19 protein-coding genes are annotated in these 19,748 nt (G+C 63.5%); 10 read left to right on the top strand and 9 right to left on the bottom strand.

Annotated features, from left to right (window positions below; translation table 11 throughout):
• The first annotated feature begins 192 nt into the window (after positions 1-192).
• From IR187_RS00850 to phoB, 6 genes are all read left to right on the top strand, one after another.
• Positions 193-1,254: a substrate-binding domain-containing protein gene (locus tag IR187_RS00850; RefSeq protein ID WP_194952814.1), complete on the top strand. Its 1,062-nt coding sequence runs from the start codon at positions 193-195 to the stop codon at positions 1,252-1,254.
• Positions 1,255-1,482: 228 nt separating this feature from the next.
• Entirely contained in the window at positions 1,483-2,859 is a 1,377-nt protein-coding gene (pstC, locus tag IR187_RS00845; RefSeq protein WP_194952813.1) for a phosphate ABC transporter permease subunit PstC, read from the top strand.
• Positions 2,852-4,108 (top strand): phosphate ABC transporter permease PstA, encoded by a 1,257-nt coding sequence (gene pstA / locus IR187_RS00840; RefSeq protein ID WP_194952812.1) that lies wholly within the window; start codon positions 2,852-2,854, stop codon positions 4,106-4,108. Before pstC ends, pstA begins: the two co-directional genes overlap by 8 nt.
• Before the next feature lie 5 nt (positions 4,109-4,113).
• Complete coding sequence (gene pstB / locus IR187_RS00835) at positions 4,114-4,896, top strand: phosphate ABC transporter ATP-binding protein PstB (RefSeq protein WP_194952811.1); 783 nt, start codon at positions 4,114-4,116, stop codon at positions 4,894-4,896.
• 25 nt (positions 4,897-4,921) lie between these two features.
• A complete protein-coding gene (gene phoU / locus IR187_RS00830) occupies positions 4,922-5,644 on the top strand; it encodes a phosphate signaling complex protein PhoU (protein WP_194952810.1) in 723 nt (240 codons plus the stop codon).
• The gene (gene phoB / locus IR187_RS00825; RefSeq protein ID WP_194952809.1) at positions 5,644-6,342 is read left to right on the top strand and encodes a phosphate regulon transcriptional regulator PhoB; all 699 of its coding nucleotides are present in this window, start codon (positions 5,644-5,646) and stop codon (positions 6,340-6,342) included. The genes phoU and phoB overlap by 1 nt, the downstream gene beginning before the upstream one ends.
• Positions 6,343-6,354: 12 nt before the next feature.
• On the opposite strand, the gene IR187_RS00820 is transcribed toward phoB, so the two are convergent.
• The gene (locus IR187_RS00820; RefSeq protein WP_228765429.1) at positions 6,355-7,293 is read right to left on the bottom strand and encodes an alpha/beta hydrolase; all 939 of its coding nucleotides are present in this window, start codon (positions 7,291-7,293) and stop codon (positions 6,355-6,357) included.
• A gap of 359 nt (positions 7,294-7,652) precedes the next feature.
• Positions 7,653-8,999, bottom strand: coding sequence for an OprO/OprP family phosphate-selective porin (locus IR187_RS00815; RefSeq protein ID WP_194952808.1), 1,347 nt, complete (start codon positions 8,997-8,999; stop codon positions 7,653-7,655).
• Between the two features lie 203 nt (positions 9,000-9,202).
• Between IR187_RS00815 and IR187_RS00810 the strand changes: the two genes are divergently transcribed.
• The 3 genes from IR187_RS00810 (at position 9,203) to IR187_RS00800 (ending at position 11,972) form a co-directional block, all read left to right on the top strand.
• The gene (locus IR187_RS00810; RefSeq protein ID WP_194952807.1) at positions 9,203-10,105 is read left to right on the top strand and encodes an SDR family oxidoreductase; all 903 of its coding nucleotides are present in this window, start codon (positions 9,203-9,205) and stop codon (positions 10,103-10,105) included.
• 59 nt (positions 10,106-10,164) lie between these two features.
• Positions 10,165-10,818 carry a DUF4328 domain-containing protein gene (locus tag IR187_RS00805; RefSeq protein WP_194952806.1) on the top strand — a complete coding sequence of 218 codons (654 nt, stop codon included), beginning with the start codon at positions 10,165-10,167 and terminating at the stop codon, positions 10,816-10,818.
• Between the two features lie 80 nt (positions 10,819-10,898).
• Positions 10,899-11,972 carry a hypothetical protein gene (locus IR187_RS00800; RefSeq protein WP_194952805.1) on the top strand — a complete coding sequence of 358 codons (1,074 nt, stop codon included), beginning with the start codon at positions 10,899-10,901 and terminating at the stop codon, positions 11,970-11,972.
• On the opposite strand, the gene IR187_RS00795 is transcribed toward IR187_RS00800, so the two are convergent.
• From IR187_RS00795 to IR187_RS00770, 6 genes are all read right to left on the bottom strand, one after another.
• Positions 11,950-12,297, bottom strand: a complete 348-nt coding sequence (locus tag IR187_RS00795) for a DUF2794 domain-containing protein (RefSeq protein ID WP_088441631.1) — start codon at positions 12,295-12,297, stop codon at positions 11,950-11,952. The two genes, IR187_RS00800 and IR187_RS00795, sit on opposite strands and share 23 nt — an antisense overlap.
• Complete coding sequence (epsC, locus tag IR187_RS00790) at positions 12,297-13,022, bottom strand: serine O-acetyltransferase EpsC (protein WP_194952804.1); 726 nt, start codon at positions 13,020-13,022, stop codon at positions 12,297-12,299. The genes IR187_RS00795 and epsC overlap by 1 nt, the downstream gene beginning before the upstream one ends.
• An 84-nt stretch (positions 13,023-13,106) precedes the next feature.
• The gene (locus tag IR187_RS00785; RefSeq protein WP_228765428.1) at positions 13,107-13,688 is read right to left on the bottom strand and encodes a hypothetical protein; all 582 of its coding nucleotides are present in this window, start codon (positions 13,686-13,688) and stop codon (positions 13,107-13,109) included.
• A 172-nt stretch (positions 13,689-13,860) separates the two neighbouring features.
• Complete coding sequence (locus IR187_RS00780; RefSeq protein WP_194952802.1) at positions 13,861-15,231, bottom strand: pyruvate dehydrogenase complex E1 component subunit beta; 1,371 nt, start codon at positions 15,229-15,231, stop codon at positions 13,861-13,863.
• Between the two features lies 1 nt (position 15,232).
• Entirely contained in the window at positions 15,233-16,303 is a 1,071-nt protein-coding gene (pdhA, locus tag IR187_RS00775; RefSeq protein WP_194952801.1) for a pyruvate dehydrogenase (acetyl-transferring) E1 component subunit alpha, read from the bottom strand.
• Positions 16,304-16,515: 212 nt separating this feature from the next.
• Positions 16,516-16,839: an FtsB family cell division protein gene (locus tag IR187_RS00770; protein ID WP_194952800.1), complete on the bottom strand. Its 324-nt coding sequence runs from the start codon at positions 16,837-16,839 to the stop codon at positions 16,516-16,518.
• 19 nt (positions 16,840-16,858) lie between these two features.
• On the opposite strand from IR187_RS00770, the gene IR187_RS00765 reads away from it, so the two are divergent.
• Entirely contained in the window at positions 16,859-18,277 is a 1,419-nt protein-coding gene (locus IR187_RS00765) for a hypothetical protein (RefSeq protein WP_194952799.1), read from the top strand.
• A 30-nt stretch (positions 18,278-18,307) separates the two neighbouring features.
• On the opposite strand, the gene eno is transcribed toward IR187_RS00765, so the two are convergent.
• Positions 18,308-19,582: a phosphopyruvate hydratase gene (gene eno, locus IR187_RS00760; RefSeq protein ID WP_194952798.1), complete on the bottom strand. Its 1,275-nt coding sequence runs from the start codon at positions 19,580-19,582 to the stop codon at positions 18,308-18,310.
• Positions 19,583-19,748: the final 166 nt, after the last annotated feature.

Raw genomic sequence — 19,748 nt, 5'->3', positions numbered from 1 at the left:
CACGCGTATTTTGCCATAGTGAAACCTAAGCAGTTATAGTCAAGCGGCAATATGCAAGAGCTGGTTCGTGATGACACTTCCATGACACTCGCTGTCACAAACACGTCACACAAAACCCCCAAATGGCGCTCAGCGAGTCGCCGCGGGGGTGGTGGCTTGGTTCGGTAACGACCCCCATCAACAGGATTTTCCATGGCTCAGAAATTCGCGCCCCGCACCCTTGGCGTCGTTGGCGCCGCCGTGTGCGCGCTGGCGCTTTCCGCCTGTCAGGATCAGGCTTCGTCGGGTGGTGGCGCGCGCGATTATATCAGCGCGGTCGGATCGTCGACGGTCTATCCCTTTGCCACCGCGGTCGGTGAGAAGTTCGCCGAAGCGACGGGCAACAAGACGCCGAAGATCGACAGCACCGGCACCGGCGGCGGCTTTGAACGTTTCTGTTCGGGCGTCGGCGGCGACACCCCCGACATCGCCAACGCGTCGCGCCGGATGAAGAAGGCCGAATTCGACACCTGCGTCGCGAACGGCGTCAAGGACATCGTCGAAGTGCAGATCGGCATCGACGGCATCGCGCTGGGCGAAGCGACGCGCGGCCCCGGGTTCCAGCTGACCGAAGAAGATGTGTATAAGGCGCTGGCCGCGAACCCCTATGGCCAGCCCAACACCGCCAAGACGTGGAAAGACGTCAACCCGGCGCTGCCCGCGGTGGCGATTTCGGTGTTCGGCCCGCCGTCGACCAGCGGCACGTACGACGCGTTCAAGGAGCTGATCCTGGCCAAGGGTTGCGACGCCAACCCGCAAATGAAGGCGTTGAAGGACAGCGACAAGGACAAGCACGAGGCGACCTGCACCACGCTGCGCGGTTCGCCCTATTATGTCGAGCAGGGCGAGAATGACAACCTGATCATCTCGAAGCTCGACAAGAACCCGACCAGCCTGGGCATTTTCGGTTTCAGCTATCTTGATGCCAACATGGGCAAGATCAAGGGCGTGCCGGTGCAGGGCGTCGCGCCGAGCTATGCGGCGATCGCCGACGGCAGCTATCCGGGGTCGCGCCCGCTGTATATCTATATCAAAAAGGCGCATGTCGGCGTCGTTCCGGGGCTGGCCGAATATGTCGCCGAGTTCCTGAAAGGCGCGGGCGAAGGCGGTTATCTGAATGCCAAGGGGCTGATCGTGTCGCCCGCCGCGGTCGCGGCGACGGCGAAGGCGAACGGCACCGGCATGACCGCGCTGAACGGTGCCGAGCTGAAGTAAGTTTCCCCCCGCTGGTGACCGGTGCGGGTTGCGGCCTGCGCCGGTCACCGGTTTTTCGCGTCACCAAATTGCCACGCTCGCTGTGCAAAGGCTGTTGCAAATGTACCGTAGCCCTGAGCTTGTCGAAGGGCGCCTCGCAGGAAAGCGCCTGATCGACAGGCGCCCTTCGACAGGCTCAGGGCTACGGTTTTTCAGCGCACCCGCGGCGCACCGCAAGATGAGGACCATGTGACCTTCAACGCCGCCGCCCTGTTGCTCCTGATCGCCGGCCTTGCGCTGATCGGCTGGATTGCCGGCCGGCAGCGGTCGAACCTGCTCGCGGGGCGATCGGGGACCAAGCTGCATTCGCGGCCGCAATATCATGGCTGGTACGTCGCGCTGTGGCTGTTCGCCCCCGCGGCGCTGTTCCTGGCGGTGTGGTCGTCGGTGTCGCCGGGGCTGATCACGAACGAGGTGCTGGCGAGCCCGGCGGCCGAGAACTTGCCCGAATTCGGGTTCGAGCGCGGGGCGATCCTGTCCGATGCGCGCAGCGTCGCGCAGGGCAAGCAGGAGGCGGTGCGGCTGCCCGCCGCGGCGCCGCTGGTCGAACCCTATGCGGCGGCGGCGCACAAATATGCGTGGATCGGCATCGCCGCGATGCTGGCGCTGGCGCTGGCGGGCGGGCTTTACGCCTTTACCCGGATCAAGCCCGATTTCAGGGCGCGAACGCGCGTCGAGCGGATCGTGATGGCGGTGCTGCTGGTGGCGTCGCTCGTCGCGATCCTGACGACCTTCGGCATCGTGCTGTCGCTACTCTTTGAATCGATCCGCTTTTTCCAGCTGGTGTCGCCGCTCGAACTGCTGTTCGGCACGACGTGGGCGCCGCAAAGCGGGGCGCCGCAGCCCGATACCTTTGGCGGCATCCCGCTGTTCTGGGGGACGGTGCTGATCGGCGCGATCATCGCGATGATCGTCGCGATTCCGATCGGGATGATGACCGCGGTGTACCTGACCCAATATGCCGCGCCGGTCGTGCGCCGCTGGGTCAAGCCGATCCTGGAGATTCTGGCCGGGGTGCCGACCGTCGTCTATGGCTATTTCGCCGCGCTGACCGTCGCCCCGGCGCTGCGCGAATTTGCGGTGATGCTGGGCATTCCCAACGCCTCGACCGAAAGCGCGCTGGCGGCGGGCATCGTGATGGGGGTGATGATCATCCCGTTCGTGTCGTCGATGGCCGACGACAGCATCAACGCGGTGCCGCAGGCGATGCGCGACGGATCGCTGGCGCTGGGCGCGACCCCGAACGAGACGATCCGCCAGGTGCTGATCCCCGCCGCGCTTCCGGGCGTGATGGGCGGCATCCTGCTCGCGGTCAGCCGCGCGATCGGCGAGACGATGATTGTGGTGATGGCCGCCGGCCTGTCGGCGAACCTGACCGCCAACCCCTTTGCCAGCGTCACCACGGTGACCGCGCAGATCGTCAAGCTGCTGACCGGCGACCAGGAATTCGACAGCGCCAAGACGCTCGCCGCCTTTGCGCTGGGGCTGGTGCTGTTCATCGTCACCCTGCTGCTCAACATCGCCGCGCTGCGGATCGTGAAAAAGTATCGCGAAGCTTATGAATAGGGAAACTGCCCCCACCGACTGGAAAGCCGCGGCGATGCAGAAACGCATCGCGGGCCGCTATGCCGCCGAACGCCGGTTCAAGTTCATCGGGCTGGGCGCGGTGCTGCTGTCGGGCGCGTTCCTGGCGTTCCTGCTGTTCGTGATGGTTGGCAACGGCGCGCGCGGTTTCACCTATACCAATGTCGCGGTGCCGATCGATTTCAAGGCGATGCCGCTGACGATCGACAAGGCGCGGCTGGGCGATGCCGACGCCGACCAGGTGATCGCCAATGCGGGGCTGGCCGACATCGTCGCCTTTGCCGCCGACGAGGCGCTGGGCGACGGCGGGTCGGCGCTGATTTCCGAGAATGCGTGGAAGGAAGTGCGCAGCGCGATCAAGGACGATCCGGCGCTGCTCGACGGTGAAACGGTGTTCAAGCTGCCCGCCGCCAGCGCGGTGGATATCATGGCGAAGGAAGGTTCGCGTGGCGAACTGGGCGCGCGGGTCGATGCGCTGGAGAAGGACGGCAAGCTGTCGACCGGCATCCACTGGCCGTTCTTCCGCAACGCCGATGCGACCGATCCTGCGGTCGCGGGCATCTGGGGGGCGCTCAAGGGATCGGTGCTGACGATCTTCATCGCCTTCCTGATCGCCTTCCCCACCGGGGTGCTCGCGGCGCTGTATCTCGAGGAATATGCGGCGAAGAACCGCTGGACCGATTTGATCGAGGTGTCGATCAACAACCTCGCCGCGGTGCCGTCGATCATCTTTGGCTTGCTCGCGCTGGCGGTGTTCATCAACTGGTTCGGCATCTGTCAGGCGAGCCCGCTCGTCGGCGGCTTGACCCTGGCGCTGATGACGATGCCGGTGATCGTGATCGCGAGCCGCAACGCGATCAAATCGGTGCCGCCGTCGATCCGCGACGCGGCGCTGGGCGTCGGCGCCAGCCCGGTGCAGGTCGTGTTCCACCACGTCCTGCCGCTCGCCCTCCCCGGCATCCTGACCGGCACGATCATCGGCATGGCGCGCGCGCTGGGCGAGACGGCGCCGCTGCTGCTGATCGGGATGCGCGCCTTTATCGGCGACGTGCCGGGCGGCATCTGTTCGCCCTCGACCGTGCTGCCGATGCAGATCTTCCTCTGGTCGGATGAAGTCGACCGCGGCTTTGTCGAGAAAACCTCCGCCGCGATCATCGTGCTGCTTATCGTGCTGCTGTCGATGAACGCCTTTGCGATCTATCTTCGCAACAAATTCGAAAAACGCTGGTGACCTGAATGACCCAAGACGATCTTTTCATCGCCGACCCCAAGATGCGGGCGCAGGGCGTCAACGTCTTTTATGGCGAGAAGCAGGCGATCAACGACGTGTCGATCGACGTCGGCACCGACCTCGTCACCGCCTTCATCGGCCCGTCGGGCTGCGGCAAGTCGACCTTTCTGCGCTCGCTCAACCGCATGAACGATACGGTCGCCAGCGCGAAGGTGACGGGGCGCATCGAGCTGGACGGCGAAGACATCTACGCGCCGTCGATGGACGTCGTGCAGCTACGCGCACGCGTCGGCATGGTGTTCCAGAAACCGAACCCCTTTCCCAAGTCGATCTATGACAATGTCGGTTACGGTCCGCGCATCCACGGCCTCGCGCCTTCAAAGGCCGACCTCGACGTCATCGTCGAACGCGCGCTGGTCCGCGCCGGCCTTTGGGACGAGGTCAAGGACCGGCTCCAGGAAAGCGGCACCGCGCTGTCGGGCGGTCAGCAGCAGCGCCTGTGCATCGCGCGCGCGATCGCGGTCGACCCCGAAGTGATCCTGATGGACGAGCCCTGCTCGGCGCTCGACCCGATCGCGACGGCGAAGATCGAGGAGCTGATCCACGAACTGCGGGGCAAATATGCGATCGTGATCGTCACCCACAATATGCAACAGGCGGCCCGCGTGTCGCAGCGCACCGCCTTTTTCCACCTCGGGACGCTGGTCGAATATGGCAAGACCACCGATATCTTCACCAACCCGAAGCAGGAACGCACCAAGGACTATATCACCGGCCGCTACGGCTGATCCGTAGCGCAACAGGACGACAGTGATGGCATTAACGAACGATCATACGGTCAAAGCCTTCGACGAGGACCTCAACCGCCTGCGCGGCTTGATCAGCGAGATGGGTGGCCGCGCCGAACAGGCGTTGCTGCAGGCGATGACCGCGCTGAAACAGGGCGACCTCGACCTCGCGGCGCAGGTCGTGCGTGACGACAAGAAGATCGACGCGCTGGAAAGCGAAGTCGAGCAGTTGGCGGTGCAGACGATCGCCCTTCGCGCGCCGATGGCCGACGATCTGCGCGAAATGATCGCGGCGCTGAAGATCGTGTCGGTCGTCGAGCGCATCGGCGATTATGCCAAGAACATCGCCAAGCGCGTCGCGCTGATGGACCAGACACGGTCGATCGAGGCGATCCCGCTGCTGATGTCGATGTCGTCGAATGTCGCCGAACTGGTGCATGACGCGCTCGACAGCTTTGCGGCGCGCGACGCCGAGCTCGCGGTGCGGGTCACCGTCCGCGACAAGAATGTCGACGATTTCTACAACAGCATCTTTCGCACGCTCGTCACTTTCATGATGGAGAATCCGAAATATATTTCGGAAAGCGCGCACTTGCTGTTCGTCGCCAAGAACCTGGAACGCATGGGCGATCATGCGACCAACATCGCCGAGATGGTCTATTATGTCGTCACCGGCGAGCATATGGAGGAGCGCGAGCGCGGGGAAACCCCCGAAGAAAGCGCCGCGGCGGAGAAGGAGCAAGGCTGATGCCGCAGCCCGACCTGCTGCTGATCGAGGATGACGAGGCGATCGCCGAACTCATCGTCTGGCATTTCGCACGCGAGGGTTTTTCGGTCCGGCAAACGCCCGACGGCGAACAGGCGCTGGTGCTGGTCGAGGAGCGCGTCCCCGACATCGTCCTGCTCGACTGGATGATCGAAAGCCTGCCCGGCATCGAAGTGTGCCGCCGCCTGCGCCGCAATCCGAAATCGGCCAACGTCCCTATCATCATGCTGACCGCGCGCGGCGAGGAAGAGGACCGCATCCGCGGTCTCGAAACCGGCGCCGACGATTATGTCACCAAACCATTCAGCCCGCGCGAGCTGGTCGCGCGCGTATCGGCGGTGCTCCGCCGCCTGCGTCCCGCGCTCGCGGGCGAATTGCTGAGCTATGCCGACATCGAGCTCGATTCGGTCGCGCACAAGGTGATCCGGAACGGCCAGACGGTGAACATGGGACCGACCGAGTTTCGTCTGCTGCGCCATTTCATGGAACATCCCGGTCGCGTGTTCTCGCGCGGGCAACTGCTCGACAGTGTCTGGGGCCAGGACAGCGATATCGAACTGCGCACCGTCGACGTTCATATCCGGCGGCTGCGCAAGGCGATCAACCTGCCGGGGACGAGCGACATCATCCGCACCGTGCGGTCGGCGGGCTATGCGCTGGACGCGGGGAAAAGCAGCTGATCCCGCGGGCCGTCACTTCGCCTTGGCGGGCAGCAGATATTTCAACCCGCGGGTGAAGCCGCGCGGCGCGACGGTGAAATGATCTTCGCCGTTCAGCACCTCGACCTCCATGCGCAAAGACGGATATTTGCGCGACCGCAGCGCCTGATCCATGTTGCGGGTGTCGGTCACCATATTGACGTCCTTGGCATAGCGCGGATCGCCCGGCCGCATTTCCTCATATTCGCCGATGTACATGTAGACGCGCGCGGACAAGTCCTTGTGCTTGGCGGCATAGGCTTTTTCGCGTGCTGCCATATGGTGGCGATCGTACCAGAAAGACGGGCTGCCCAGGATATATCCGTCAAACAGACGCGGCTGGCTGAACAATATCTCGCTGCCCAGAAGCGCGCCATAGGAGTGGCCGAGAAAAAGGCGGCGTCCTTCATCGGTCCGATATCGTCCCGCAACAAATGGCAGCACCTGATCGCGGACATAGGCGGTGTAGGCGACCGATTGTCCATGGACCGCGTCTTTGGGAGCGGTGCTGGGCCCGTTTGACGTCGGCGTATAGTCGCGTCGCCGGCTTTGCGCGCCGCCCTCCCCCTTCGCGTAGGACAGGCCGACGAGGATGAATTCTTCGAGCGTAGGGCGCTCGACGTTCAGGCGTCGGGCGATCTGCTTGATCAGAGGAAAGGCATAGTCGGCATCGGTGACGTAGAGCACGGGATAACGGCGCTCCGGCGCCTGGGCGTAGGACGGCGGTAACGCGACAAACACCTGATAATCCCGTCCCGAAACAGGGTCGGGGACATCCCACACCTGGGTGTCGGACACTTCATAGGGCAATCCCTCGCCGCGCTGGACAGCGACCGAGGGAGTCGTGGAAACTGCGGCTTGCCCGTTGGCAGTGTCGGAACAGCTTGCCAGCACCATGCCCGCAAGGGCGCCGCACAAAAGGCTTCGGATCAATGCAGGACTCCATCTGGCCGACCGGACGCGCGTCGATGCCGCTGGCCGACGGGCGAGAATTGCCGTTACGCCCTTAAGCCCATCCTGCTGCGAAGGAAGCATATTTCTGTACCGGTTCCGGTGCGGCGAAGGCGGAAGCGGCGAATGGCAGATGACGACCAATTGTGGACATAATATCCTCCCCATCGACTTGCGATGGGGAGGGGGACCGCCGCGAAGCGGTGGTGGAGGGGCCGCGAGCGTGAGCGAACGCTGCGCGCTCGACCCCTCCGTCAGCCCTGCGGGCTGCCACCTCCCCATCGCAAGTCGATGGGGAGGATCGGCAACTCCAGCTCCCCACCCCAAAGCCGTCGCCTTGATCAGAAATCGATCTGTGTCCGCAGCCCAAATGTATCCGCGGTATAATCCCGCTCCCCCGTCGTCGTCGCGATGCGGGCGTCGTCGATCCACAGCTTGCCGTAGTTCGCGGTGATGCGGATATATTCGATCGGCGCCCAGACCAGCCCGATCAGCGCAGCCTGTTGCCGCCCGCCGCGAATACCGGCGCTGTTGAGGTCGAGGTGGTCATAACGTGCGTTGATTTCGAACGCTCCCGGCCCTCCGGCGGTAATCGGCCGCGACGGCTTCAGCCGGTCAAAGGCACCATCCTTGTAGCCGCGGGCATCGCCCAACGTCAGCACCATGCCCAGTTCGGCATAGCCGCCGAAGAATGTCGGCGTCGTCCCCCCGATCCGCCGCACGCGATGCCAATAGGCTTCGCCGGCAGCGTGAAAAGGACCGGCAAGGACGGCGCCCTCGGCGCCTGTTCCAAGCTCGCTCGCGACATCGAGCAGGCCGGTATCGACCAGCCGGACGTCGGTCGTGTGGATGAATGGTCGTGCCCGGTAGCGACCCAGCGCCGCTGGGTCATGGGGATCACGCCAATGAACCGATCCCCCCAGATGCAACTGCGTATCGCCGAGTTTCGGCATGAACACCGCGCGACCGTCGATGCTGAGGCTGTGGTTGCTGTCGGTCAGGTCGGCGGCATTGTCGCCGAACACCCCGCCCTGCAGCAACAGCGCCTTGCCCTTGTACTGCGCCGACAGGCCGACACGACGCTCGAACCCGAACGCCTGGACGAACGCGGCGCGTTCCATGAAGCTGGTGAACAGGTCGCTCGTCATGTCATCGAGCCCCCAAAAGGGTTTGATTTGCCCGGCGGTGACAGTGACCGGACCCCTGCCATAGCTTAGATAAACGTCGGTCAGTTCGACCTCGCCATTGGCCAGATCAGCCTCGACGCGATAGGCAAAGCCGCCCGGAATCTTGCCGTCGACGCCCAGATAGACACGGCGAAATTCGATGGCGGTTCCGCCGCGGACACCGGTCACCCCGGCGGGTGTGTCGATCCCGGCCAGATCGACCTGCACACGTCCGCGCGGTTTGAAGCTCCAGCCATCGGCGGCCTTGATCTCCGGGGCGCCCTTCCAGCCGATTTCGGTGGCGGGCTTCGCGGCTACCGAGGGCGTTGACACCGGAGCGGGTGTTGGCGGCGTGGTCGCCGCGTCAAGCCGCGTTTCGAGCATCTGGACCTGCGCCTTCAGCGCCGCCAGTTCGGCCCGGAGCTGCGCCGCTTCTTCAGCCGTCATCGCCTGCGCATGCGCGGCGGCGGGCAGACTAAACATCGACGTCGCCAGCAAAGCAGCGGTCAGGGCGTGGCGCATGAAGGAATTGCTCCGTTGGACAGGGTGACAATCTGGTGGCGCTGTTATGACGCATAAATGACAGATACGCGTCACTATCATGACATTTTTGTTTCACCCGCAGCTTTTCGCTCGCCCCTTGTCAGAGGCACGCGAAAGGCTAAGGACGTGTCAGTTTTTTCGGGCAACCTTTTGCGGGGCCGCCCTCTCTTCGGGAGACCAACATGACGATCAAATTTGACGGGCGCGTTGCTATTGTGACCGGCGCCGGCGGCGGCCTGGGCCGTGCCTATGCACTCGAACTCGCGCGGCGCGGGGCGAAAGTCGTGGTCAACGATCTGGGCGGATCGCGCGACGGCACCGGCCATTCGGACGCCGCGTTGCAGGTGGTCGAGGAAATTCGCGCCGCCGGCGGCACCGCGATGCCGAACGGCGGCAGCGTCACCGAATATGGGCAGATGGTCGAAATGGTCGCCAAGGCAAAGGAAGAATGGGGCGGCGTCCACGTCCTGATCAACAACGCCGGGATCCTGCGCGACAAGAGCTTTGCCAAGATGGAACCCGCCGATTTCGACCTGGTGCTGAAGGTGCATGTGTCGGGCAGCGCCAACGTCACCAAGGCATGCTGGGACCTGATGCGCGAGCAGGCCTATGGCCGCATCCTGATGACCGCGTCGTCGACCGGACTCTACGGCAATTTCGGGCAGGCCAATTATGGCGCGGCCAAGCTCGGCTTGGCGGGGCTGACCAAGACGCTGCACCTGGAAGGCGCCAAGTACAACATCCGCTGCAACACGATCGCGCCGGTCGCGGGGACGCGGATGACCGAAGACATCTTCCCGGCCGAATTGTTCGAGAAGTTCACGCCGGAGAATGTCGTCCCCGCCGCGCTGTATCTGGTCAGCGAGGATGCGCCGACCAACATGATCGTCGGCGCGGGTGCGGGCGCGTTCCATGCCGCTTATGTCACCATGACCCCCGGCGTCGCGCTGCCCGAAGGCGAGCGCACCCCCGAGGGTGTCGCCGCGGCGTGGGAGAAGATCATCGACCGCAATGGTGAGACCGTCCCGCAATCGGGCAGCGAACAGTCGATGAATGTGATGAAGGCATTGATGGCGCTGGGGTGAAACTCATACATCTTGCTGCATAGGAGCGCCGGGGCGGCGTCTCTATGCGGGGGGATGATATGGCGGAAATGGATATGAGCAGCGGTATCGAGCTTCTGCAACGGCGGGGAAAGATCTTGCAGGCGCTGCTGATCGGCGGGGCGCTAATCAGCGTCGCGACGCTGGCCGGACAGATCGCCGAACTCAATGGGGTGATAAGCCTTGAGAGCGAGCAGTTCTCGCAGGCGGAGATGCTCTACGCGCTGACTGGCATAGGCTATCTTTTGCTGCTGCTAGCCACCTACATCTTATTTGGCATGTGGATATACCGCGCAGCAGCGAACATCGTTGCGGCCCAAACGGAGGGGTTCGATTATACCCCTGGGTGGGCTGTGGGATGGCTGTTCATCCCGATCGCAAACTTGTTCAAACCCTATGGTGCGATGCGGCAAATCTACAACGCCAGCAACGGCCGCGGCGTCAATGTTATCGATGAAGGCAACTGGCTGTTGAGGGCGTGGTGGGCGGCATGGCTGGTCGTGAGCATCGCGGGCAATATTTCTTTCCGGCTCAGCCTTCGCGCCGAAACCCCCGAAGATATTCGCGCGAGTTTGGAAGTCGATGCCCTCGCCACAGCCGCAGGTTTCTTCCTTTATCCACTCGCCTATCTGCTTGTGAAGCGGATTACGGACGCACAGAAGCATCGCCTGACCTCCGCCCAAATTTTCGCCTGACTTATCGTATTGCATCACCAATACACTTCTGCTAAAAAGCGCTTCGGGGCAAGGGGATCGGTCTAACAAGGACGACCCCGATGTATAGTGAAAGCGACCTGCAAGCCGCGGTCGACGCGAAGGTTCTGACGCCGGAGGCCGCGACGGCATTCCGGTCGCATATCGCGTCGGTCCGTTCGGCCCCCGCGGCGGATGAAGAATCGTTCCGCCTGATCACCGGTTTCAACGATATTTTCGTCAGCATTGCGGCGGTGATTCTGCTGATGGCAGTCGGCTGGATCGGCGCATCCATCCACACCGCGCTCGGCGGCGCATTCGTCGCTTTGTCGGCGTGGTTCCTCGCCGAATATTTCACTCGCAAACGCCGTATGGCATTGCCCAGCATCGTGCTGGTGCTCGCATTCTCCGGCGGCGTGTTCGCGACGATGGTCGGCTTTATGGTCGAACATGGCGAGGCGATCTTTGGGCGCGATCCGGGCGAGACCGTCGGTGCGATCATCGTCGGCGTCATGGCGCTGGTGACGGCCGCCGCGACCTGGGCGCATTGGAAGCGGTTCATGGTCCCGATCACCGTTGCCGCCGGCACCGCCGCACTGGCCGCGACCGCGGTCGCGCTGGTGCTGTCGATCACCGGCATGCCGCAGCGCCCCGAAGCGCTGGTCATGTCGCTGGTGCTGACTGCTGGCATCGGTGTCTTCGCGCTCGCCATGTGGTGGGACCGCAGCGACCGGGTGCGCCAGACGCGGCGCAGCGACGTCGCCTTCTGGCTCCACCTGCTCGCCGCACCGATGATCGCGCATCCGATCTTCCACCTGCTCGGCGTCACGGACGGCAGCGACATCGGTAGCGGGGCCGCGGTGATGGTCGTCGGCATCTATGTGCTGTTCGGGCTGATCGCACTGGCGATCGACCGCCGCGCGCTGCTGGTGTCCGCCCTCGCCTATGTGCTGTTCGCGCTGACCCAGCTGTTCCGCGAATTCGGTGCGGTCGAGCTCAATGTCGCGCTCACGGCCTTCGTGATCGGGTCGGCGTTGCTGCTGCTCTCGGCTTTCTGGCAGAATGCGCGGGCGGTCGTGGTGGGGATGCTGCCCGACAATCTGGCGAACCAGCTGCCCGCGACGACGCGGGTCGTCAGTCCCCAACCAGCTTCATAAGCTTGCGTTCGACGGGGGCGAGCACGTTCGCGAGCTCGTCCCCGCGCTTCAAGATCGCCCCGGCTTCGGAGACCAAGGCCCACATGCCCTGGCGGCTCCGCAAGGCGGGGCGTTTTTCGATGCGATATTCGGGGCGCTCGGCAGCGCGGCGAAAGGCCGAGAAGATCGCGGCATCGCGGTGGAAATCCATCGCATAATCGCGCCAATGCCCCGCCGCGACCATACGGCCGTAGAGGTCCAGGATGCGCATCAACTCGGGGCGTTCAAAACCGGTCTGCTGCGAAATGGCCCTGTTCGCGAACGGCAAGGGCGTTACCGTACCCATCAGGCGCTTTTCCGGCTCCCCTTGCGCCGCGGCGCTTCGTCTTCGCCCGCTTCATCTTCACCCGCGGCATCGCGCTCGGCGATCAGCGCCGCGAGCTGTTTCTGCATCTGTTCGAGCTGGCACTGGAGCAGTTCGACCTTTTGCGTCGCGGGATCGAACGTCTCGTTGCACGTCCCATAGGGCACAAATTCGCGGGCATATTCGGCGGCGTCGACCAGGGTCGAGCGCGCCGGGATGCCGACCATCACCGCGCCCTCCGGGACGTCCTTTGTCACCACCGCATTGGCGCCGATGCGCGCGCGCGGGTTGACCGTGATCGGGCCGAGGATCTGCGCGCCCGATCCGACGATGACATCGTCGGCCAGCGTCGGGTGGCGCTTGCCCGCGATGCCATTGGCAGGATCGGTCCCGCCCAAGGTGACGCATTGATAGATGGTGACATTGTCGCCGATCTCGGCGGTTTCGCCGATCACGGTAAAACCGTGGTCGATGAACAGGTGGCGGCCGATCTTCGCGCCCGGATGAATGTCGATCGCGGTCAGCCAGCGCGACAGATGATTGACGAAGCGCGCGAGGAAAAACAACCGCGCCTCGAACAGCCAATGCGCGATGCGGTGCATGCCCACCGCAACAAGGCCCGGGTAGAGAAGAATTTCCCAACGCGATCGCGGCGCAGGGTCGCGCGCCTTGATCGAATCGAGATAGGCGATCAGCCCGTTGAACATCAAATGTCCCCTGCGACCCTATTTTGTACCGCACAAGATAGATGTTCGGGCACCGATTTTCTACCCCCGCGACATTTTTTGTCGTCAGCGGCCGATCAGGCCGATCCGCAGCAGCAGCAATCCCTCGCTGCGCCAGCGCCGTTCGCCGTCGTTTTGCGCGATGGCTGCGGCCCAGCGGTCGAGCATCAGCAGGGCCTTGTTTCGATTAAACGATCGACGCGCGGGTGGCGGCAGACGACGCGCCGCGGCAAAATAGTCGCGCGCGTCGGCGGCGCCCTGCTGAAGCCCGGCGCCCCACACCAGCCCCCACCGCGCGCCGCTCTTGCCCTGCCCGCCCGACAGCGCGAACAGCGCATCGCCGAACGCGGCCGCGGCGATTTGCTGTGCCGCCGCGTCATCGGCGAGCAGCACCGCTTCGGCGGCATCGACGAGCGAATCGAGCCCGCGCTGCCCGGCCCATGTCGCGGTCAGCTCGGCGAGCAAGGGTTCGCCTTTGGGCAACCCATCGGGATCGCGCGTCAGCATCGCGGCCATGTCGCGCCACCAGGCGAGCTTGATCTGGCCGATCAGCGGTTCGCGCGCATCGTAGAGCAATTTGGTCAAGCGTTCGGCAAGCGCCCACAGCGCCGCTATCGCGGCGCGCTGCGGGCGCGGGACAGCGACCATGACGCGCGGGTCGCGGATGTCGGGGTAAATTGAAATTTCTCGAGCAGCGTCATCCATCGTCGGGGCGCTTTCACCAGAGCCTCGTCATCACGAGCGAAGCGGAGCAGTCCAGAGCGGGTTTACGCTACTCTGGATTGCTTCGTCGCTTCGCTCCTCGCAATGACGAGTGAGGTCAGCCGCGATTACGCACCGCCTTCACCGCCGCGACAACCCGCGGCACATCGATCAGCGCCGCCTTCTCCAGATTGGCGGCATAGGGCAGCGGCACATCCTCGTTACACACGCGCATCACCGGCGCGTCGAGATCGTCGAAGCCCTGCTCCATCGCGACCATCGCGAGTTCGCTGGCGATCGAGCAGACCGGCCAACCTTCCTCGACGACCACCAGATGATTGGTCTTTTTCAGGCTGGCGAGCACCGTCGCCGTATCGAGCGGACGCAGGGTGCGCAGATCGATAACTTCGGCGTCGATCCCCTCGCCCGCCAGCTGGTCGGCAGCTTCAAGCGCGAGCCCGACGCCGATCGAATAGCTGACAACGGTCACGTCGCTCCCTTCGCGCATGATCCGCGCCTTGCCGATCGGCAAGACATGGTCCTGCAGGTCGGGAACCTCGAAGCTACGGCCATAGAGCAGCTCGTTCTCGAGGAACACGACCGGATCCTCGCTGCGGATCGCGGCCTTGAGCAATCCCTTGGCGTCGGCGGCGTCATAGGGCGAGATCACGATCAAGCCCGGGACGCTCGCATACCAGGGCGCAAAATTCTGGCTGTGCTGCGCGGCGACGCGGCTGGCAGCGCCGTTGGGGCCGCGAAACACAATCGGGCAGCGCATCTGGCCGCCCGACATATAATTGGTCTTGGCCGCCGAGTTGATGATGTGGTCGATCGCCTGCATCGCGAAGTTGAACGTCATGAACTCGATCACCGGACGGAGACCGCCCATCGCGGCGCCCGCCCCAAGTCCGGCAAAGCCATATTCGGTGATCGGGGTATCGACGACGCGTTGCGGGCCGAATTCCTGGAGCAGCCCTTGGGTGACCTTGTACGCGCCCTGATATTCCGCGACTTCCTCGCCCATCACGAACACGCGGTCGTCGGCGCGCATTTCCTCGGCCATTGCGTCGCGCAAGGCTTCGCGGACGGTCAGCTTGACCATTGCCGTGCCTTCGGGAATCGCGGGGTCGGAAGCGCGCTCGGTCGCGACTGGCTTCTCGGCAGCGGGTGCGGGCGCCGGGGCCGGTGCTTCGGCCTTGGGCTCTTCGGCCGGAGCGGACGCAGGTGCAGGCGCCGCTGCCTCCTCCCCCTCGCCCGTGATCGTCGCGATCACGGTGCCGACCTTCACATTGTCGGTGCCTTCGGCGACGAGAATCTGGCCGATCGTGCCCTCGTCGATCGCTTCGAATTCCATCGTCGCCTTGTCGGTTTCGATCTCGGCCAGGATGTCGCCCGACTTCACCGTGTCGCCTTCCTTGACGAGCCACTTGGCGAGCGTGCCTTCTTCCATCGTCGGCGACAGCGCCGGCATCTTCAATTCGATGGCCATCTCAATATTGCTCCACCAGCACGTCGGTATAAAGTTCAGGCAATTCGGGTTCGGGGGCGTTTTCGGCAAAATCGGCCGATTCCGCGACGATCGCACGGATTTCCTTGTCGATATCCTTGATCTTGTCCTCGCCGATTCCGGCATCCTGCATCAGCTTCTTGAGATGCTCGATCGCGTCCGACTTGTCGCGCACCGCCTGCACTTCCTCGCGGCTGCGATATTTGGCGGGGTCGGACATCGAGTGGCCGCGGTAGCGATAGGTTTTGAGCTCCATCAGCACCGGCCCCTTGCCCGCGCGCACCCATTCGAGCGCCGCCTCGGCGGCGCCGCGCACCGCGAGCACGTCCATGCCGTCGACCTGCATGCCCGGAATGCGGAAGCTTTCGCCGCGGCGATACAGCTGGTCCTCGGCCGAGGCGCGGTTGACCGATGTGCCCATGGCGTACTGGTTGTTTTCGATCACGAAGATGATCGGCAGCTTCCACAGCTCGGCCATGTTGAAGCTTTCGTACACCTGCCCCTGGTTCGCGGCGCCGTCGCCGAAATAGGCCATCGCCACGCCGCCGTCGCCGCGGTATTTGTGCGCGAAGGCAAGCCCGGTGCCGAGTGACACCTGCGCGCCGACGATGCCGTGGCCGCCATAGAACTTATGCTCGACGCTGAACATGTGCATCGAACCGCCCTTGCCCTTCGAGATGCCGGCCTGGCGCCCCGTCAGCTCGGCCATGATGACCTTTGGGTCGATGCCGTAAGCGAGCATGTGGCCGTGGTCGCGATATCCGGTGATGACGCTGTCCTTGTCGCCGTCGAGCGCCGATTGCAGGCCCACCGCAACGGCTTCCTGACCGATATAGAGGTGGCAGAAACCGCCGATGAGACCGAGCCCGTAAAGCTGCCCCGCCTTTTCCTCGAAGCGGCGGATCAGCAGCATCTCGCGATAGAATTTTTCCAGCTCGGCCGGGGTCGCGTCATAGGGGACGGGTTCGCGCGGGCCTTCGCGGTTGGAGGCGGGCGCCGGGGTCGATGCGGTCTTTTTCGGCGCGGCGGGTTTGCGCGCGGGTGCTTTGGCCAAGGGAGGTTTCCTTTGATTTAGCCGTTACGGCAAGGCTCCCTATAGGAGAGGCAAAGCGGAGTTGGCAACGTCTCGGTCGACGCAGAAGCAATGGGATTACGAATGCAGCATGGCCGCGCCATAAACCGTCATTGCGAGCGCAGCGAAGCAATCCAGAGCGGTGTGCGCAAATCTGGATTGCTTCGCTGCGCTCGCAATGACGCAATCGGGAATTATTTCGCCGCAGGCTCCAGCGGGATGATCACCTCGTCGGGGTGATAGGCGCCCAGCTTCTCGCGCACATATTCCTCGGCCAGGTCGGGATCGACGCGCCGCCGGTCGAGCAGGTTGACGCGGTTCTGGAGCTCGCCTTCCTTCTTGGCCAGCTCGCTCAGCACGACCCGCTTCTTCTCGACCGACTGGCTATAATCGCCCCAGGCATAAAGCCCGGTCGGCCCGAAGATGATGTAACCGATCATCGCCAGCACCGCGATCACCGCGACCGCGGGACCGACGGCCCGTTTCATCGATTTGCGGAATTTATGGCGCTGCGTCATTGCGGCCCTTGAATCAGAGTTGATTCGCGGCGTCAAGGCGTCAGCTAAGGATTTCCGCGATATTGCGGCGGGACGAAGGGGACGTGCCGGCCCAGATGAGAAAAGAGGAATTATTAGTTGCCTGCGCGCTACTTCGGCAATAGCGAGCATGGCGACGGAGGCAGAAGTTAGCAAGCTAAAAGCCATTGCAGCGTCGGCATCAATCATCCTCGTGCCGCCACCCGCGATTGCCGCGCCTCCCGGCCCCGCCCCCGAAGCGACAGTTTACCGGTGCGAAGTCTCGCACGGCCGGACCTTACATGTTGGCGTCACGGCCACGGTGGACGTGCGCGGAGACGGAAACCGGGTCAAGGAAGAACAAATACTTCAGTTCAGTCGAGGCGCGCCCGGCAATGCCACGGGCTTCCTGAGAATCGAGTTCCGACCCGAACCGAGCCGCAGCGCGCATCCAGCGGGGACTTACACTATCCACTTTGGATCGAAGGATGTTCCCGATCCCATCGAGGGCCGCTACGCGCAGCTCCGATTGATTGCCGATGACGGCAAGGAGGTTGCCCGGCTAATCAGTCGTGACGCGAAGGATCGAAACTTCGCCTTTCCGATACCCGAGCTGATCAAAATTGCCGGCCTGTCGAAGCAACTCGCAACCGAGGTTACGATCTACGAACGGGACGGCACGCTTCGAACGACTTTTCTGACTGCACCGCTCGATATCGCCGGGCTGAAGCAGAACCTATCCGCGATCGAACCCGTCAGGAAGGCGGCGGACCATATTGTCACCACCAGCCTTGCGTCGAACCGCCTCGCCGAAAACTGCTCGCCCATTGGAAGCAAGGCGGGCAATTTTGTTCATCAATACAAGTGCTTTGTCAGCATCAAAGATGGACGAGACAATATCCGCGTCAGCGAAAGCTCTGGAATGCTCGATCGCGACCTCGGCAATGATATGCGTTTCACTGCCGAGTTCATCCATCATGATCCCGAGCGGTTTCTGGGCTCGGCGCCGCTCTCCATCGCAAACTTCGGTGAACTTCGGATTATGGGCCAGTATAACGGCCCCGACCGAGGCTCCCCTTATAGGTCGGGCAAGAGAAGCTATTATCCGCCGGTGATTGCCGTCGATCTCATCTCGTCCGAGCGCAGCTATCGCGACTGGGGGCAGAATAATGTGACGTTCGCTAGGGGCTCTCTCTCCACTTCGATATGGGACATCCGATACAGGCCGGCCACTTTAACCGGCTATATCCCTGCGCGTGTGGCCGCCTATCGGCCCAACGGACAATGGCTGGCGCAGGAAGAGCTGGATTGGCCGAAGATCGAGGCGATACAGAAGCAGTTGCTGCGCGAAGTCCTCCAGCAAGAGGCGAACCCCGTCGGCGCCTGCGAGTTTTCCAAGACGCTGATGAACAATCCCGACGAGATCGTCGTCATCAACTGACGACCTCGTCGGAGAGCGCTCCTCCGAATGTCAGCCGAAAATCGCCATCCCCGGATAGCGCGCCATATCGCCCAGCTCTTCCTCGATGCGGATCAGCTGGTTGTATTTCGCGAGCCGGTCCGAGCGGGCGAGGCTGCCGGTCTTGATCTGGCCGCAGTTTGTGGCGACCGCGAGATCGGCGATCGTCGAATCCTCGGTCTCGCCCGAACGGTGCGACATCACCGCCGTGTAGCGCGCGCGGTGCGCCATATCGACCGCGTCGAGCGTTTCGGACAGCGTCCCGATCTGGTTGACCTTGACGAGCAGCGAGTTGGCGAGGCCGTCCTTGATCCCCTGCTCCAAGCGCAGTGGGTTGGTGACGAACAGATCGTCGCCGACGAGCTGGCACTTGTCGCCGACGAGGTCGGTCAGCGCCTTCCAGCCCGTGAAATCATCTTCGCTCATTCCGTCTTCGATCGACTTGATCGGATAGTCGTTGACGAGCGCGGCGAGATATTCGGCCATCTGCTCGGGGCTCAAGGACAGCCCCTCGCCACTGATCTCGTACTTGCCGTTCTTGAAGAATTCGGTCGCCGCGCAATCGAGCGCGAGCACAACGTCGGTGCCGAGCTTGAAGCCCGCCTGATCGACCGAGGCGGCGATGAAATCGAGCGCGGCGCGGGTCGAGGCAAGGTTCGGGGCGAACCCGCCCTCGTCGCCGACTGCGGTCGCGAGGCCCTTGGCCGACAGACCCTTCTTCAGCGTGTGGAAAATCTCGCTGCCCCAGCGCACCGCTTCGGCGATGCTGCCGGCACCGACGGGCATGATCATGAATTCCTGCACGTCGATCGGATTGTCGGCATGCTCGCCGCCGTTGATGATGTTCATCATCGGCACCGGCAAGGTACGCGCCGACACGCCGCCGACATAGCGATAGAGTGGCAGGCCGCGCGCGTCTGCCGCGGCTTTCGCGGCGGCAAGGCTGACGCCGAGGATCGCGTTGGCGCCGAGGCGGCTTTTGTTTGGCGTGCCGTCGAGGTCGATCATCGTCATGTCGAGTTCGCGCTGGTCCTCGGCATCGAGGCCGATCAGCGCGTCGGCGATGTCGCCATTGACCGCGGCGACCGCCTTGATCACGCCTTTGCCCAGATAGCGGCTCTTGTCGCCATCGCGCAGTTCGACCGCTTCGTGCGCGCCGGTCGAGGCGCCCGAGGGGACCGCGGCGCGGCCGAAGCTGCCGTCCTCCAGCAGCACATCGACTTCGACGGTGGGGTTGCCACGGCTGTCGAGGATTTCGCGGCCGTGGATGTCGATGATGGCGGTCATGGGTGATGTCCTGCTGAAAGCCCTGGCGGCAGGGCGGTAGGGAAAGGCGCCCGCCTGTTATCGGCGGTGCAGCGGAAGCGCAATAACGCATAGGAATTTTGCGGGACTATGGAACCAATGGCCTGCTCTTGCTATATATTCAGACAGGACCAACGGGATGCTCGCC

This window comes from Sphingopyxis solisilvae (assembly GCF_015475875.1).
Classification (GTDB): Bacteria; Pseudomonadota; Alphaproteobacteria; order Sphingomonadales; family Sphingomonadaceae; genus Sphingopyxis; species Sphingopyxis solisilvae.
The sequence above is the reverse complement of the archived record's forward strand: the minus strand, read 5'-3'. Positions and strand labels throughout refer to the sequence as shown.